10 protein-coding genes and 1 pseudogene are annotated in these 16690 nt (G+C 43.5%); 5 read left to right on the plus strand and 6 right to left on the minus strand.

Annotated features, from left to right (window positions below; translation table 11 throughout):
- Window positions 1-17: 17 nt before the first annotated feature.
- From HND56_08360 to HND56_08375, 4 genes are all read right to left on the minus strand, one after another.
- Window positions 18-1439, minus strand: coding sequence for a DUF4034 domain-containing protein (locus HND56_08360; protein ID QKK05698.1), 1422 nt, complete (start codon window positions 1437-1439; stop codon window positions 18-20).
- Entirely contained in the window at window positions 1439-5200 is a 3762-nt protein-coding gene (locus HND56_08365; protein ID QKK05699.1) for a sel1 repeat family protein, read from the minus strand. The genes HND56_08360 and HND56_08365 overlap by 1 nt, the downstream gene beginning before the upstream one ends.
- 187 nt (window positions 5201-5387) lie before the next feature.
- Window positions 5388-7193 carry a DUF4034 domain-containing protein gene (locus HND56_08370; protein ID QKK05700.1) on the minus strand — a complete coding sequence of 602 codons (1806 nt, stop codon included), beginning with the start codon at window positions 7191-7193 and terminating at the stop codon, window positions 5388-5390.
- A gap of 422 nt (window positions 7194-7615) precedes the next feature.
- The gene (locus HND56_08375; protein QKK05701.1) at window positions 7616-8314 is read right to left on the minus strand and encodes an IS6 family transposase; all 699 of its coding nucleotides are present in this window, start codon (window positions 8312-8314) and stop codon (window positions 7616-7618) included.
- Between the two features lie 33 nt (window positions 8315-8347).
- Here HND56_08375 and dndD point away from each other — a divergent pair.
- From dndD to HND56_08395, 4 genes and pseudogenes are all read left to right on the plus strand, one after another.
- Window positions 8348-10405 (plus strand): annotated as a pseudogene (gene dndD, locus HND56_08380) (DNA sulfur modification protein DndD).
- Entirely contained in the window at window positions 10380-11957 is a 1578-nt protein-coding gene (locus HND56_08385; protein ID QKK05702.1) for a DndE family protein, read from the plus strand. The pseudogene dndD and the gene HND56_08385 overlap by 26 nt, the downstream one beginning before the upstream one ends.
- Window positions 11958-11971: 14 nt before the next feature.
- Window positions 11972-12613: a hypothetical protein gene (locus tag HND56_08390; protein ID QKK05703.1), complete on the plus strand. Its 642-nt coding sequence runs from the start codon at window positions 11972-11974 to the stop codon at window positions 12611-12613.
- Window positions 12614-13975, plus strand: a complete 1362-nt coding sequence (locus HND56_08395) for a DGQHR domain-containing protein (GenBank protein ID QKK05704.1) — start codon at window positions 12614-12616, stop codon at window positions 13973-13975.
- Window positions 13976-14003: 28 nt separating this feature from the next.
- Here HND56_08395 and HND56_08400 read toward each other — a convergent pair whose 3' ends face one another.
- Window positions 14004-14330, minus strand: coding sequence for a nucleoside triphosphate pyrophosphohydrolase (locus HND56_08400; protein QKK06602.1), 327 nt, complete (start codon window positions 14328-14330; stop codon window positions 14004-14006).
- Window positions 14331-14373: 43 nt separating this feature from the next.
- Window positions 14374-15423, minus strand: a complete 1050-nt coding sequence (locus HND56_08405) for a hypothetical protein (protein ID QKK05705.1) — start codon at window positions 15421-15423, stop codon at window positions 14374-14376.
- A gap of 372 nt (window positions 15424-15795) precedes the next feature.
- Here HND56_08405 and HND56_08410 point away from each other — a divergent pair, with 372 nt between their 5' ends.
- Window positions 15796-16689 (plus strand): DUF1738 domain-containing protein, encoded by an 894-nt coding sequence (locus HND56_08410; protein QKK05706.1) that lies wholly within the window; start codon window positions 15796-15798, stop codon window positions 16687-16689.
- Window position 16690 lies beyond the last annotated feature (1 nt).

The following is a 16690-nucleotide window of genomic DNA, read 5'->3' on the forward strand; positions in this document are numbered from 1 at the left end:
ATGCATCCGATTCACCTTCAGAAGCCCGTTACAACCTGTCCAATATTCTCATACTGTTTCATGACTTGTTCGGTCAGCCAGCGTTTTTCTTCAATAATCGACTCTTCAAAGTCCATGATCACGGTCTCAGGCAAACCTATCAGTTTTGCCTCTTCCAAATACTCCTCCATCAGCTCCAAACTTCCGCCCCATCTTGTCTGCAGGCTATCCATATAGGCCATACGCACAATGGCGTTTTTAGGATCAACGATATTTGCCCGTTCCACTGTTGCATAAATCTGCTGCCGCCCGCCACCTGTTTGCAATAGAGAGACCATGGTTCTATAAGACAGGATCGGCTTAGCCGTCAATGTAGCGGCTTCAACGCAATCATCCCACGCACGTCCCAAATAATGTTCCATACCTTCAACTTCCTGACTGGATGTCTCTGTCATATATTTGTTGCCGCGCGCACGCCATGCGGCGCTTAGAAGATACATCGCCCTTGTCTGGCGTGCCGCGTAAGATTTGGGATATTTTTTAATCCAGGCATTCAACTTCTCGGCATGATCAGGGTTTGCCAGACCAAAATCATAAAAGTATTTTCTTAAAGTCCGGTCATGAATTTTTCCCGCTTCATATTTCCGCTGGATATCTCCCATTCTTTTTTCGAGTTCCGCGTATTTGCCTTCTTTCAGTAATCGAATGTGAAATAAATCCGCAATTTCTATATGTTCGTCTTCCAGAGAAAAGCCTGCGGCTTCGTCTGCCAATTTGCGCATTTCATCCAATGTTTCATCACCTTTGTAGAATCTGTCAGAGTGCAATAAGGTCATATATGAGAGACGCGCAATCTTATTATCCGGAGCAATCCTGTTTACTTTTTCCAGCAATGCGCGGCTTGTTTTCATGTCACCGGTTACGGCATACAGCATAATCAATTTCGCATACGCCAATACCGGCTTCCCCTTCCGTAATTTGATCGCCGTATTGTGATCTGTGATGGCAAGCGCCGCATAATGCTTGATTTTATCTGCCTGCGCGGGAGGAATGTCCTCCCAACTCTTGATTTTCGTTATTTCCAAAGCCTCTTTGTAATATCTGTCTACCAGTCGGCTAAAATATAGACCGCGTGCCTGATGCGCCGCATATGATTTCGGAAAGACCTCCACCCATTTATTATAGACTGCCTCAAGCTCCGGAGCGTGACCTCTCAAAGACCAGGAAAACAAGTCATCCAGCTCTTCATCGCTCCAGCTCCCGTCTTCGTATTCACGCTGAATGCTATTCATCGCTTTATCCAGACTGGTGAAATCCTCCATCGCAAACATTTCTCTGTGCGTCAGATTCAAAGATGATTTTTTCTGAATATTCTCGCGCGTGTCTGACAAGGCGGGTTGGGACAACAACACAAGAAAAAACAGCAAGGGCAAAATAAGCGAGAGCAGTATCTTTTTCATTATTGCTGTCCTCTCTTTTTTTCTTCACAAGCCTTGGGCAAATAGCCTATCTCGGTGATCGGAGCCGTCTTAAACATTTTGCCCATCTCCGCCTCCGGTGCCGCAGTATCAACGGGATTTGCATCAAGCCACATATTCGCCGCGACAGACCCTTGCATTGCCGCCTTTTCCATCCAAATGCGCGCGGTCATCAGGTCTTTCTTAATCGGCACAGCTGAAACTTGCGGCGCGTTCACGCCCCGTGCATATAATCGCCCAATATTAAACATCGCGTGTCCGTAACACATATCCGAAGCTGTCTGATACAGTTCCAAGGCAGTTGGTTTTGGCTGCCCTTCCAGATATGCTTCATCTTTTGCGTCCAATCCGTGCTCATACATATAAGCTCTGTTATTCAGGGCCACTGGTGATCCGGCACGGCTGAGCAGTTTAAGCGCGCGATCGTAATCATACGGAAGATAATTTGTCAGGATTGCAGCCGCTTGAATGGCTCCCACCGGATGCCCTCGTTCCGCCGACTTCAAATACCACTTCAAAGCTTTTTTGTGATCTTTGGAAACGCCTCCCAAACCATATAAATAAATCATACCCAGTGCATTATTCGCTTCGTATATGCCACGCGCGACCGCTTTCTCATACATCGCGACCGCCTTTTCTCCGCTGTTTTGCAGCCCGTTTAAATAAATCCAGCCCAAACGGTCTATTGCAGGTTTAAAGCCGCGACTAGCATCCAATTCATACCACTCCGCCGCTTTATTAAGGTCTTGAGGGACCGCGATACCAAAATGGTAATATTTTCCCATCCAGCTTGCCGCTTCAATGCGCCCCCCCAACAATGCCTTCTTATAAAACCCTATCGCCCTTTCAAAATCATTTCCGGCATCAAGATTCGCACCGACTTGCATCTGCGCACGCGGAAGCCCCATGGAAGCGGATTTCAGGTAAAAATAACTGCTCGAATGATCATCTTCCTCATAAGCTCTTTTCGCACGCAAAAATATTCTCGCTGCCTCTTTCAATTCTTCGCTCGGCGATGCGGGATGCCTGTCATCTATACGCCATTTTGCAACGACAATTTGCTCGGGCGAGAGCTTCTTAGCCATTTGCGCGGCCTCGCTTTCGGCATATACGCCCAATGTCTTTTTTTCATCTGCCGGGAGATAGGCATCTTCTAGTGAGTCCAGCACAAGGCTATACCAGTAATAAGCCTCGAAATAATCCGGCGGATTCTGCTTTGCAAACAAATCTGCCAGACCGGAAAAGACCCGCGGATCAATTTCTTTCGCAACTGTCCTGTAGAGTTCCAACACATCATCATAATCAAGAACCGGCGCGTCATTCAGGAGATATTTACCAAAAAATTTGCGCATACCGGACTGATAGCGCGGTACGGGAACACCGATCTCGCGGTACGTCTCAATCAACCGACGCAATGATTGCTTATTTCCGATGCGCGCCGTCCTGTACCAAAGTTTAAGAGCCATATCTGTGCGGGACTGTAATAAATAAAGTTCAGCTTGTGCATTGACATGCCCTTCATCCGCGGCCTGCTGAAACCACTCCGCAGCTTTTTCTTGATTTTTTGGCATCCCGCGCCCTGCGGCAGCAAAGCGCCCCAGATTATATATCGCTTGCGGATAACCTTCTTCAGCTGCGCGCCGGTATAATTTAAGGGCTTTGGCATCACTTTGCGTCACACCGTCACCATGCTCGTAAAGCTCACCCAGATTATTCATTGCAACGATGAAACCTTGATCTGCGGCTTTACTATACCATTTAGCGGCCTCTGCAAAATTTTCAGGCTCATCAAATCCGAAAGCATATAGAACGGCTAAATTATACTGCGCGACCGCGACACCTTTCTCAGCCTGTTCTCGCAGCAATTTTCTATTCAGCGCGAAGTCCTGCGCTTTTGTACAGCCCCCCATCATACGGTTTGCGTGCTCAAAAGCGCGATCGGCCTTCCCCTGCTCTATAATCCGGCTATACCACCCGGCTGTTTGATATTGCCTGTTTTTGCTTTCTTTTCCCTGTAGCGGCACTGCACCCAGCCGGTTGCGTGCCGTCACATTACCTTGCGCCGCAGCCTTTTCCCACCACTCAATGGCAAATTTTGCTCCGGCACCATACGAACAATCCCCGACATGAAGCTGCGCGATCGCATCCCCCGCTTCTGCCGCCTCTCTATCCTCCTGTTTCAATTCCCGTGATGTCAGCGGCAGGAACATCCCTCCTCTGTAAACACTTGCCGAACGCGCCATCTTCATAAGATTATCCGGAAAAACCGGCGCGACCGGATTCAAAAATGCGCGCTTTATATCAATATCGGAAATTTCCGGTTCACCGTCTGTCCGCTTGACCGTAAGTTCGTAACCGCTTTTCTGATCGTTTGCCTCTATCTGGCTAACAATGACCGTATAATCACCATATTCCTTCATGTCCAAATCAACGAAACACCCTTCCGAGCATCCTATCGCCGTTGCCAGACCGCCATTTGGAGAAAAAACGGTAATTTCGGGAAAAACGCTTACCTCTTCTTTCGGTGTGAATCTGATCCGTCCAAGAACGTCCGGCGTACCGCTAATGGTATAAACACCGGTCTTGCCGCGAAAAAGATCGCCGGAATAAGTTTCACCGAATTTCATTCTTTTGCCTTGTGCGCCGGGAACCTGGAACAGCGTCATCTCGTATTTCCGGCCCTGCTCATTCCCATCTTTTTCGCCATGACCTATATCAAGACCGACATCTATTCTCCAATCTCCGGCCGATGCCTCCACCACCTGAAAGCCGGTATTCAGCTCAAAGGATCGCCCCTCTACCAGACGGTTATCAGGATCAAACAGCTTTACATCAATATTTGCACCGGGACCGTGCTCTCCGATCTCGCTAAGAGAAATCACAAAACTGCTGCCTGAGGCAACACTGAAACCATAGCGATGAATATCACCAACCCTTACGACACCGCTGACCGTCTTTTCATTCTCCATCCTTTCCACAATTCTGTCTTCATTATAGGCCGGATCGTCTACCATCCCGTCCCCCGTTTTTCTGGCAGCTAGACTATAACTGCCGTCTACATCCTGCTGATCAATGCGCCAGACCAATATTGTGTAAGTACCTGGTTCCATCAACGGCAAACCCAGCTCGCAACTCTCCGTGCAGCCTGCAGAATTCATGAGTTCACCGCGTGGAGAAATAACGGTCACTTCCGGAATAAATCCCTGTCCTCCTTCTGGCGCCAGTGATAAATCCCCCATTAGATCAGGTGCGCCCTTTATCGTATAAACATCTATTCCCCCACGGAGAATATTGCCTTTGTAGGTTTTATGAAATTTCATCGGCACCCCTGATGAACCGGGCACTTCCATAAATTTGATCTCGTAAGCACCGCCAGAAGCGCCCCGATCCCCCCGCCCGATTTCAATCGTCCAATCTCCTTCCGCTTCATTAATAAACGGTGCACGAAAAAAAAGCTGCTGCGCGCCCCCTGCCAGCAATCTCTTGTCCGGGTCAAAAAGCTTTACGGCGAGCATAAAGTCCTTATCAAACTGCTTCTCTGATTTATCAAGGCTAAGAACAAAGCTTTTACCCGCTTCAACCGTAAAAGTGTATTTATCGGTTGCCGTACCGGTAACGGCTCCGGTCACAGTTTTGTCCCTGTTCAAACGGGCATCAACCCCGTTGGCAAGACAAGCGGTCGACACCATGAATAGAAAGATCCCCGGCAACATACCCGCCAACATTTTCCAAAGTGAAGGCACGACCAATTATTCCTCAAAAAAATTTACGAGCAAACAACACAAAAATTTATAACTGTTTAAACATCGATAAATCATAGGACAGTTCAACATCCGTCTTTTTCAAAGTTAGACTGAATACGCTAAAATATCGTTAAAACATTTTTTGAACAGAAAGCGTTTCAGCCGCCAAACACAAAAATGAAAATTGCTATTTCGCTTGCGATGCGAATTGCTGACAAGCTTCAAACAAGTCGCCGCCCCATACCGACGGATATGGAACCTCCAGCTTCTGAAGAAGCTTTTTCGTCATATCCTGATCCTGAGCCATACACGCAAAAAACGCAAAATTATTAATATTCCATTGATCAGGGTATTTCGCCAAAACATCATTGATGCCTTGCTTCATCTTCTTCCAATCGGCATTGAAATCCTTAAAAAGCCCGCTCGGATTTGTCATACTGGCTACATACCAGTATATACGGGCATACATGCCCATCCCCTCTGTCCTGCGCGAATTCTCGACAGCCGCGTTCACAAAATCCTCAATCTGGCTTTTACTACCATGCCAGCGCGGCAGTAAGTAGATTGAGGCGGAAAAATATATCTCATAAAAATCAGGATATTTCTTAATCCCTTCTTGAAGGGTTTTCTGAAACGCAGGCAATTCAACACCCAGACCTCTTTCAACTAACAGCATTAGGTCATACCATTGCGGATCTTGACTAGAGATTTCTTTGGTCGCCAAAAGGTAATCTCTGGCTTGCTGATTGTATTGATTGAAAAGCTCCCACGCTTTTGGCGATACATCCTTCGCCCATCCACCGCCCCGCATTTTTCCGGCATAATTTGTTAGAAACGTGGCCTTTACAATATGAGCCACAGGAGAATTGGGATATAATTTTACCCATTCATCCGCAGTTTGAAAGGCTCTGCTCCAGTTTTCCGCAGAATCCGGCTGGGAATCCACGACAGCCACAATTCCGCCATAGAAAACACTTAGCTTCCACACTCCACTTGGGGTTCTGCTTTTCTTTTTCCGATATGTATCGGCAATTTCATCCAGTTTTTTAAAGTCTTTGCGCCAAAATAATCTTACGACTTCCAATCTGATATCGCCACGCAATGACATTTCATCATCCATCTCTGAAAATTGCTTACAGTCTGGATAAGCCCCTTTCCACACATCAGAGATGGGGCTCTTCACCTGCTTGATCAGCTCTTTCGTCATATTGCGGTCGTGGGCGATACAAGCAAAAAAGGCAAAATTGTTAATATTCCACTGGTCAGGGTATTGACTGACGATATCCTCCATACCCTGTCTAATCTTGGACCAGTCAATCTCAAGGCTTTGAAACAACGCTCCCTGATCATTCACCAGTTGTGACACCGTCCAATAGAAGCGGGCGAACATTCCCATACCTTCTGATTTATGCGTCAGCTGTGCAACCGCATTGGCAAAAGCCTCTATCTTGGATAAATCGCCCTGCCATTTTGGTAGGAAATACTCCATTGCGTTCAAATAAATAGGGCCATATTCCGGATAGCGCTTGCTGGCTTCATCCAGCTGCTTTTGAATAATACCTTCTGCGACATCCAAATCCTTCAGCATGAGAATCATGCGTGCATACCATTCCGGATCCCCGCTGGAGGTTTTCTTCGTGCTCTGCAGATATTCAATCGCTTTCTGAAGGTTCTCAATATAGGCGGAACTCGGTTTCGCATCAGGTTCCTCTCCGCGAAATTTCCAAGCATATAGATGCAGAAAATTTGCTTTCACGATATAGGCCGATGGCGCGTCCGGATATTGTTTGATCCATTCATCCGCTTTCTGGAATACACTATCCCAGCTCTTCTTATCAGCGAATTTAGGGCTCACAAGACCAGCAAGGCTATTGTAATAAATATGCGACATCCACAAACCATCAGATGTCCTGCTGTTGTTTTCCCTGTATGAATTCAGTCTTTGTTCAAGATCAGTAAACTTACTTTTCCAAAACAAATTTGCCACTTCCATTCTTATATCTTTATGCCTTGTGGCGTTGTTAGCTATGGCTTCTGAAATTCCTGAAAATAGCAAGACACATGAAAATAAAACCACAAAAAAGTGCCGCACATTATATCTCCCTCAATAACAAACGCCGCAATCAGAGAATAAAAAGTATAAGTTCAGAAATAAATACTACTTATACTAATATAACATTTCGTTAATTGTTGCTGTCAAATCGCAACGCAAAAATCTCAATAATCAGAACCGACAAAACGATTGCACTCTAGACAACACCCGATCGTTTTTGGCAGGTCGCTGAACGGAATAAAAGCGCGGGCATATCTTGAAAATACAAAGCCCCGCAAACGCAGGGCTTGAGTTTGTAAATTCTCTGAATGGTGTTGTCAGACTAAAACGCATAATTCTCGAAACCCGCCTCGCCTACCAATCTATCCTACGAGAATTGCCTGCCACTCGACAAGAGAAGCATCACGTAATTCCTTAAATGTTGTTCGTTTTTCGAGGTGACGTTGGTGGTTAAAATGGTTGAGAAAGACGGATTGAAAACTGGTAAATTTCTGTAGTGATCGCATTGATCGAAACTTGTTCATCAGCTTTTCTCGCCTTCGAAAATGGAGATGAGAGTTTTCAACTTGGTTGTTTTCATACTGCTTCGTTTCGTGGAGATACGCCATGTTCAGAGCCTTCAAAGCAGCGCGATATGATTTCAATTTATCTGTCACGATCTGTTTTGGAATGCCGTATTGCTTCACCATTTTCTTGAGGAATCTCTTGGCTGTACGGGCGTCACGGCGTTTCGAAACATAGCAGTCAATGACCGTTCCCTCTTGATCGACAGCGCGCCAAAGATAATGGAGTTCACCATTAATTTTGACGAAGACTTCATCAATATGCCACCGCCAGTTGGAAATACTTTGTGGCTTTTTCTTTTTCATCTCTTTGGAAAACAAAGAGCCAAAACGGTTCCACCAATAGCGGATTGTTTCATGGCAAACATCAATGCCGCGCTCATACAAAATGTCTTCAACCTGTCTCAAGCTGAGTGGATATCGGATGTAATACATCACCGCCATTTTGATGATTTCTGGACTCGTATTGAAGTATTTAAAATGATTTATTTTTGCCATGTTTCATCGTAACACGGCTACATTTTCGAAAACATGGATTTAGTCTGACAAGACCTTATTAGCGGTAAAAACGGCTTTGGAAAGACGACATTTCTTATGTCGCTTGTTTGGTGTCTGTATGGTAAGCAAATGGAAAAAGTTGACGTTCTTTATCAGAAAGAGATCAGCGATCATGGCGGGTATGGAAAATATATTGGGCACAGCCTAAATAGATTGGCAAAAGTAAACGGAGATAACGAGTTTTCGGTTTCCATCACGTTTTCAAACGTGAAAATCCCTGATATTACATGCAACGAAATTAAAGTTACACGTATATGGAACGAACGTGCCGGGGAAAGTGTTGAAGTCTTAATTGATGGTCATAGAAATGAGTTAATAGAAGACCTTAGAACAGATGGGAAGCAAAACGGAGAAGAGATTTTTATCCGCGACTTTATTCTGCCAATTGAGATTGCCAAATTCTTCTTTTTTGATGCAGAAAAAATTGTCTCTCTAGCGGAGATTAACTCTCCAGATCAAAGAAAGCTCCTGAGCAAAGCATATACAGAGGTTTTGGGAATTAAGAAATATGAAGATTTGAAGGATCAGCTTGAAAGTATTCAAGATGAATATCGTAAAAAATCAGCTAGTCGTAAGGATAAGGCTGATTTAAACCAATTGATCACAGATATTGATAATGCTGACATTCAGATCAATGAAATAGAGGAAAACATCGAAGAGCTTAGGAAGGAAAAGGCGGAAAAACGCCTTGAGTCAGATGATATTCAGCGAAAGCTAATCCAAGAAGGTAATCAAATTACATTGGAGCAATTAGAAGATTTGAAGGGAGAGGAAGCTGATTGGTTCCAAAAAATTGAAACTTTACAAGAAGAGTTAAAGGAGCTTTATGACTTTATTCCGTTTGGGCTGGCTGGAGAAACTCTTATTGAAATTTCTACACAGATTAAGCATGAGAAAGATTTTAGAGATAACACTTTCCGGCAAGAAGATATTCAGGAAAAGATTTCTCAATTTTTGATCGAGATCGAAGAGCAAAAGAAAGAGTTACCTCATGTGGTGCCAGTAGAGATACGAGATTTCTATGAATCCCAAATCAAGAGATTGATTCCGCAGTTTTTCGGAGGAGCTGCAAGCGATCTGCCATCGAACTTTGTTGTGTTACATGATTTCTCAGATGCAGAAATTAATGAGTTTAACTCTTTGGCCGAAAGTTTACGCCAGTCATTACGTGACCGTTACAAGAGCCTGTATGAGCGCTTTAGTAGTGCGAAAACGGAACATGATGGTGTTAGAAGAAAAATTCGAGAGGCGGAAAAGGATGCAGAAGATGATTATATTGCAGGCTTACGGTCTCGTAAATCAGAGTTAGATAAGCGGATTGTAAAAATAGAAGAGGATATTAACACCCTGCATCAAGAGATTGGTTCGATAAAAGCGAAACAGAAAACACTCCGTCAGAATCAAGAAATTCTAAGGAAGAAAATTGACACTTCGCGTAACTTCAGCGACAAAGAAGAGAAGGCGCAAGAAATTATCCAGCAACTTAAATCATTTATCAGAGCATTTAAAGAAGAGAAGAAAAAGTCTCTGGAAAAAAGTATTTTGGATGAACTTAGCAAACTAATGCATAAAAAAGGCTTTATCAAAAAAGTAGTCGTTGATATTAGCCAATCCGGCGATGATGTTGATATCAATTTATTTGATAAGCGTAATCATAAAATTGATAAAGGCTCTTTGTCGATGGGAGAGCGCCAAATGTATGCCTCATCACTTCTAAAAGCACTTGTAGATGAGTCTGATATCGAATTTCCGGTGTTTATCGACAGTCCTATGCAGAAATTTGACAAAGACCATGCGCGAAATATCATTAAAGAGTTTTATCCTAATGTCTCCGAGCAAGTCGTGATTTTTCCCTTGATCCATAAAGAACTGACTTCTGATGAATTTGATCTCTTAAAAGGGAATATTAGTGCTGCATATTTAATTAACAACTTGGATGTAGATTCTTCGGAGTTCCTTAAAACGGTTCCGGAAGAGCTAATCACAACATACGATGAGATTGAAAATGCAAATAAACTTAAAAACGTCTGAGGCCAACCTAGAAGTCGTCAAAAGTCTGACGAGTAAATTGCCTACGGGAACCAAAGAAAATGTCATAGCGCGGATTGCTCTTTGTTATTCTTTGCAACAGGGAAAGCATTTCAGTTCGTCTGAATTTAATGCGTATGATTCAAAAGGGAAGGAATATAAAGATCAAACCCTTTTTGATTCTAAGTACAAGGATTTTTATATTGCGCTAATCTGTCAACATTACGGTGTTTACCGTACAGATGAGAATATTCCGAAATATATCAAGCTTCATATTGATCACGGCTTAGAGACAATGGGGAATGTCTTTGAGAATAGCAAAGAATATAACTTCTTTGACTTTTTGTTAGAACACTTAGAAAAAGGCATGTCCGTTCTGGATACAGTCAAAATCAGCCTGGATGCTGTCCGTAATAATAACCAGAAAGTCGAAAAGACACATTTTGCAGAGCCGATCAAAATAAACATCGGTCGTACGTTGGATACAAACGAGCCAATCGTTTTGAATTTTAACAATTCCGAAAAATACAATAACAACCATATTGCGGTGGCGGGTAATTCAGGTACTGGTAAGACGCAGTTTGCTTTGGAGCTGTTAAGGCAAATAAGCGAAGCTTCCAATCATCATGTGAATTTTATCTATTTGGACTTTAAGGGTCTCAAAAAAGATGGTGTTAAAGAATTGCAGCCATTTTTTGATAAGACAAAATCAATATTTGTTGATGCCCCTCAAGTTCCTTTCCCTGTTAACCCGTTGTCGTTTATAGATACGATTAATGAAAAAGATCGTCTGATGGGGATCGACAAATTTGTCGATATTGTGGGTAAATATTCAAATTTGGGGATCAAGCAAAGTGGAATATTACGCGATGCCACTGTTGCAGCGTTTGCGAATAAGAAGGCCGGAGATTATCCCTCGATTCCAGAGATCAACGAAATTCTTTTGGAAATGGTGGGGGATAAACGAGATACGCTAACTGAAATTATTGGAGATCTCAGCCGGTATAACATTTTTGAAGAAGATCGGAAGGGAAAGCATTTTCTTGATAAAAATGTATACCTCTCTCTTTCTGGCGACTTGCCAAACACAGTTCGTTTTACAGCGTTGTTTCTGATTATCAATTACATCTACAACACGTTTATGAACTTGGATAACACACCTGTTGAAAAGGGGCATCGTGGAATGCGCTATGTGCTTTTGATTGACGAAGCGCACGTGATTTTTAAAGAGCGTAAATACCAAGGCATCCTTGAAAAGATTTTGCGTGAGATCCGGTCAAAAGGTGTTTCTGTTGTCCTGCTCTCGCAAGGGATTGAGGAATTCAATCAGTCTGAGTTTGATTTTTCCAGCATGTGCGAAATGTCATTTTTGTTAGATGTGAAAGACAAAAACAATGGCAGGGCGATTAATAAGTTTCTGGGCCTGAGTGAGAGTGAGGCGAACAAAGTTTGCCGTAGCTTAGAAAAAATAAAGAAAGGACAGGCTGTTTCTAATATCAAGGAATTTTCAAAAGGTGAACTATTTAAGATGAGCCAACTTTGGGAAAATATATAAAGAGGCTTGAATTAATGTTAAGTGATGATTGGCGAAATCGCATAGCATTGGTTTGGTGTTTCGTGAAAGAATATTCCTATTGGCTCGGAATGAACTTCATTTTTAGTCTGGTTCCAGTGGGTATAACACTCGTTGTCGATTGGGATAATAGCAAGGTTTTCGAAATTAGTAATGCCGTTATGTTAGGAATTTTATCATTCTCTATGACGATATTGCTATCGGGCATCCATGCATTTCAGCTGTCTTCAAAAAAAGTTGGAAGAGATATAATTATATTCCTATCTTTCTTTGGGACAGCAGTCGTAGGCCTCGTTTACCTGTACTACTATCAAGCAACCTCAGACACGCAATGTACGAACTTTGTAACGCCGCAATGCGTTGGAACTTTTGAGTTAAAATGCGATGGGGTGAAGATATTCCTTTGTGAGCAAGATCAATTCGAGAAGGCTGGTGTGAACTTAATCGTTAGTCACAAAGAATCTATAGTAAGGTGGTTCTTGGGTATAACTTTACTGCTTGCCTCCGTCTTGAACTATAGTGCTTTACTGAAGGCAGCGTTTGATGTGAGAGCGGCACAGATTACTGACAAACAGGAACAAGGTAAACGTGATGGGGATGCTATGAATTCCGAAGCGCAACAGCAGGGGCTTAGGTAAATGCAGACGGAGAGTAGAATTTTTCAAGGTAAAGAATATCTACTGTTAGATGTTGAACCCATTTATCAGAAATCTAAGGTTTTCTATCTTGCGAAGATGAAAGCCAAAGACCTTGTTGAGATGTTCACTGTTAGCCCTACGCAATACGATATCGATAAGAATAAAGCCCTTGCATCATCATTTGTAAGTGATGCGGACTATTACCAAGACCTTGTTGAGAAGTTAGAAAAGAGAACACCCCGCAATGATGATCGCAATACCGGTTTTCAGAGAGAGTTAAGAAAAGATCGTGCGAAAGCTATTAATAAATACTTAGCTGAGGAAGAGTACCCATTCTTTCCAAATACAATTATAGCGAGCTGTGAGTTAATTAATGATATTGAAGAAGCTGGTCTTAATACATCTTCGGGTATTGGCGACTTTGAATCCTTAGAGAATAGACCTGACCGTTTAGGCTTTTTGTATAAAGATGACGGAGAACACTATAGGCTTTTATTACCAAAGATGAAAGGCGCAGTATTAGTTATTGATGGACAACATCGATTGGAAGGTTTGAGGCTTTGGCTGGACAATGAGCAGAATGCCGATGGTTACAATGTGTTGGTATCTTTTATCGTTGGGTATGATCGCTCTGTGATCGCAAAGCAATTTTACACTATTAATTATGAACAGAAATCAGTCAATAAGTCCTTATTGCTCCATTTAACTGCAGAGTTTAGCCAAGACCTTGATGAAGTCACATTCTTACATAATCTTGTGAAAATATTGAACGAGCACGAGGACAGCCCGTTTCTTGGCAGAATTAAAATGCTCGGTGTGACTCCAGAAGAAGCTCGCGGTGATGAAAGGTATCTGTATTCGGTATCGCAAGCATTCCTAATTGAGCATATGAAAAGATTTATTGATAAAAAATTTATAGATAGTAAAGCGTATACGCCAATTTTTTTGTATTACTTTCAACATAGAAATATGCATATTGATATTATTCGATTTTTGAGCAGATATTTTTTGGCCATAAAAGAGCTCAAGAGTGATTGGAATGACCCTCAGAATTCAATTTTATCGAAGGGAATGGGAATAGGAGCGTTTTTAGTGGCTTTGCACACGATATTTCCAATAATTTTCGTTAATGATCTGGGACGCGATCCAAATAAAATTGGTGAAGTGAGTGTTGATTACTTTAAGAATGTTTTGAGTGGAATTGAAAATGTGAATTTCACACGATCGGGCGACTTTACTGGTGTTGGTAGTTCCGGCACGGTAACTAAGATAAAAAACGCAATTTTGGATGAGATTGGCTATCGAGATAATGGAGAAGTGGAAGAATTCCAAAAATGGCTACGGAGTAAAACAAAATTTTGATAAACTTTTCTTAGGCCTAGACCAAAGGTTATGTGTCGCCCCTATAATAAAGACCTCGAGTGAAGCCGCCACGGTATTTTCTTTTATTCTGAGCAAATGTAAGTAGTTCATCTTCTGAGAAATTATGCCATGTAGCAAGGGCGCTAATTACTTCAAAAATATCCGCGAGTTCTTCTACCGCTTTGTTGTCGTCTGGCGCATTGAGAAATTCTTCAACTTCTTCGATAAGTTTGGCGTTTAAAGCGTCTTTAAGCTCTAAGCCGCTTAATGTCTCTACAATCGGTGTGCGGCCAGATTGTTTTATAATTTCAGGTATTCTATCGCGCACCAATTTGTTCGATTTTCTGGGCGATATATTTTGAACGTCTACGTTTTGGAGTACTAATTTTTTAAATATATCAGGCATGGCGCTCTCCAATTTTACCCTTAAATACTTGCTCATGGTGCCACTTTAGATATTCTCCGGCAGGTGAATATTCCGTTTTTCGAGGAGGGCGAATTTTTTTGTTTTGGAGCTCTGAAGTCAGTTTTCTTGCCCAATTACCAGCAATGTTTTCTGAAACATGTATTGTATGGTCGCTCAGAACTGTTAAAGCTCCAAAGTCAAATAATCTGTGATGCAGTACGCAAAGGGCAAGTCCGTTTATTACTTGATCTGGGCCGTTTGCTGCATGCCACTGGATATGAGCGGCTTCCAGCGCGATGCCTCTCCCATTAAGCTTCATATCAAAATCACAAAAACAACATTGTTCAAAATATGCGTTAATAACCTCTCTGCGAAATTCAGGGTTTCTATTTTTCTTGGGAACAAGAGAAGTTGTGTCGCTCCCAATTTCTAAGCCAACGGCCTCTAGAATCTCTTCGTGAAGTCCGTCTGCAAAGTGATGCGATAAAAGAAGTGTTGCGACATTTTCGATCAGATGCGGGTTTTGTTCGAAAATTTTTATAGTGTCGTGTGTGAAGCCGGCTTTGATATTGAGTGATCGAGCTTCCGTCACTCTAAGGTCTCCACCTGGCCCCAGAAGGTTGGGCTTGTCTTCAAACCACCAAATATCTTTCATGTCATTCGCAAGCCGATTATACGGGTACGATACCGTAGAACTGGCGTTTGACCAAGGGCGGTACATTTCGATCAACGGTGCTACGTCTTTTTCGGCATCATTAAAAGTAATGAACTTTTGCTGATCTCTTTGAAGTTTGGCTAGCGCATATAGCAATAAGAGGGGTTTGTGCGGTGCACGTTGCCCTTTTTTTGTGAAGACAGACAGTTTTTGAAATTTGGCAAGGAAGCTTTCCAGATTTTTCATCGCTTTGTGTCGTGTTCCTGTTGCGTTTAAGCCTGTTGCGATCAGGTCATCGGATATTATCATATCACGCGATTGGGCAATTGACAGTTTCTTATGTTTGGCAACCAAATAATATCGGCCTGTGTCTGCTTTTCCTTGCATGATTGCGCCACTAAAAGCGGCTCGGCATTACATTGTACCACCATGTAAACTACTGAATAATCATCATTTTATCCCCCCCCCCCTTTCTAAAGCTTGCCTATCGTCGCTGACCTACGCGGTCGTCTCTTTTATGGCGAACCTGACGGCATGCGCCCTGCGGCGCAACGCTTGCGGTTGGTTTCTTCCCCGGCCTCTAGCCTTCCTCGCGGAAATCAAGAAACAGCCCTCTTTTCGCGTCCTTCACTTTGTTACGGTCTCCTCGTCGAATTCTCCGGGGAGATGCGCCTTTGGCTTGGCCTGCCGTCTATCGGTTGCCATGAGACGGCCGCGGCGGTTGCGGCCAACAAACGCCAAGCAAAAGGAAGTAAGACAATGACAAAACAACATTCAGATATTTACAGCAAGGTAACGCAGAACATCATCACCGCCATCGAGAAAGGCGCAGGCGACTGGCAAATGCCCTGGCACCAAGCCGGATCAGGCCTCAACCGCCCGAACAACATCAATACCGGCAATCCCTATCGCGGCATCAATATCCTGAACCTCTGGGTATCAGCACAGGCACAAGGCTTCAGCACCGGAACATGGGGAACCTACAAGCAATGGCAAGAGAAGGGCTGCCAAGTCCGCAAAGGCGAAAAATCCTCTCTGGTCATCTTCTACAAGACAGACGAGATCGAGAACACCGATGGTGAACTTGAAACGCGCTATATCGCCAGAGCCTCATACGTCTTTAATGCCGATCAAGTCGATGGCTTTGATGCACCGCCAGCACCCACACCGGAAAATCCGGTTGAAATCCTCGAGAATGTCGAGCAATTCATCAAGCATGCAAATGCAACAATTAAGCACACCGGCAACAGTGCCTTTTACCGTCCGGCAGATGACAGCATCACGATGCCCGAGCAAAGCCGTTTTCTCGGCTCCAAGACCAGCACGGCAACAGAAGCATATTATTCCACGCTGCTGCACGAATTGTCACACTGGACAGGTGCAAAGCACCGTCTAGACAGAGCATTCGGCAAACGCTTTGGTGATAACGCCTATGCGGTAGAAGAGCTGGTCGCGGAACTGAGTGCTGCATTCCTCTGTGCTGATCTCGGCATCACAGTAGAACCGAGACAAGACCACGCAGCATATCTTGAAAATTGGCTGACAGTACTCAAAGCCGACAAGAAGGCAATCTTCACCGCCGCAAGTCAGGCTGCAAAGGCAGCAGACTTTCTGAAAGCACTGCAACCGCTAGCTCAAAAGGAGGCGGCTTAGG

Source organism: Pseudomonadota bacterium (genome assembly GCA_013285465.1).
Lineage (GTDB): Bacteria > Pseudomonadota > Alphaproteobacteria > Micavibrionales > CSBR16-224 > CSBR16-224.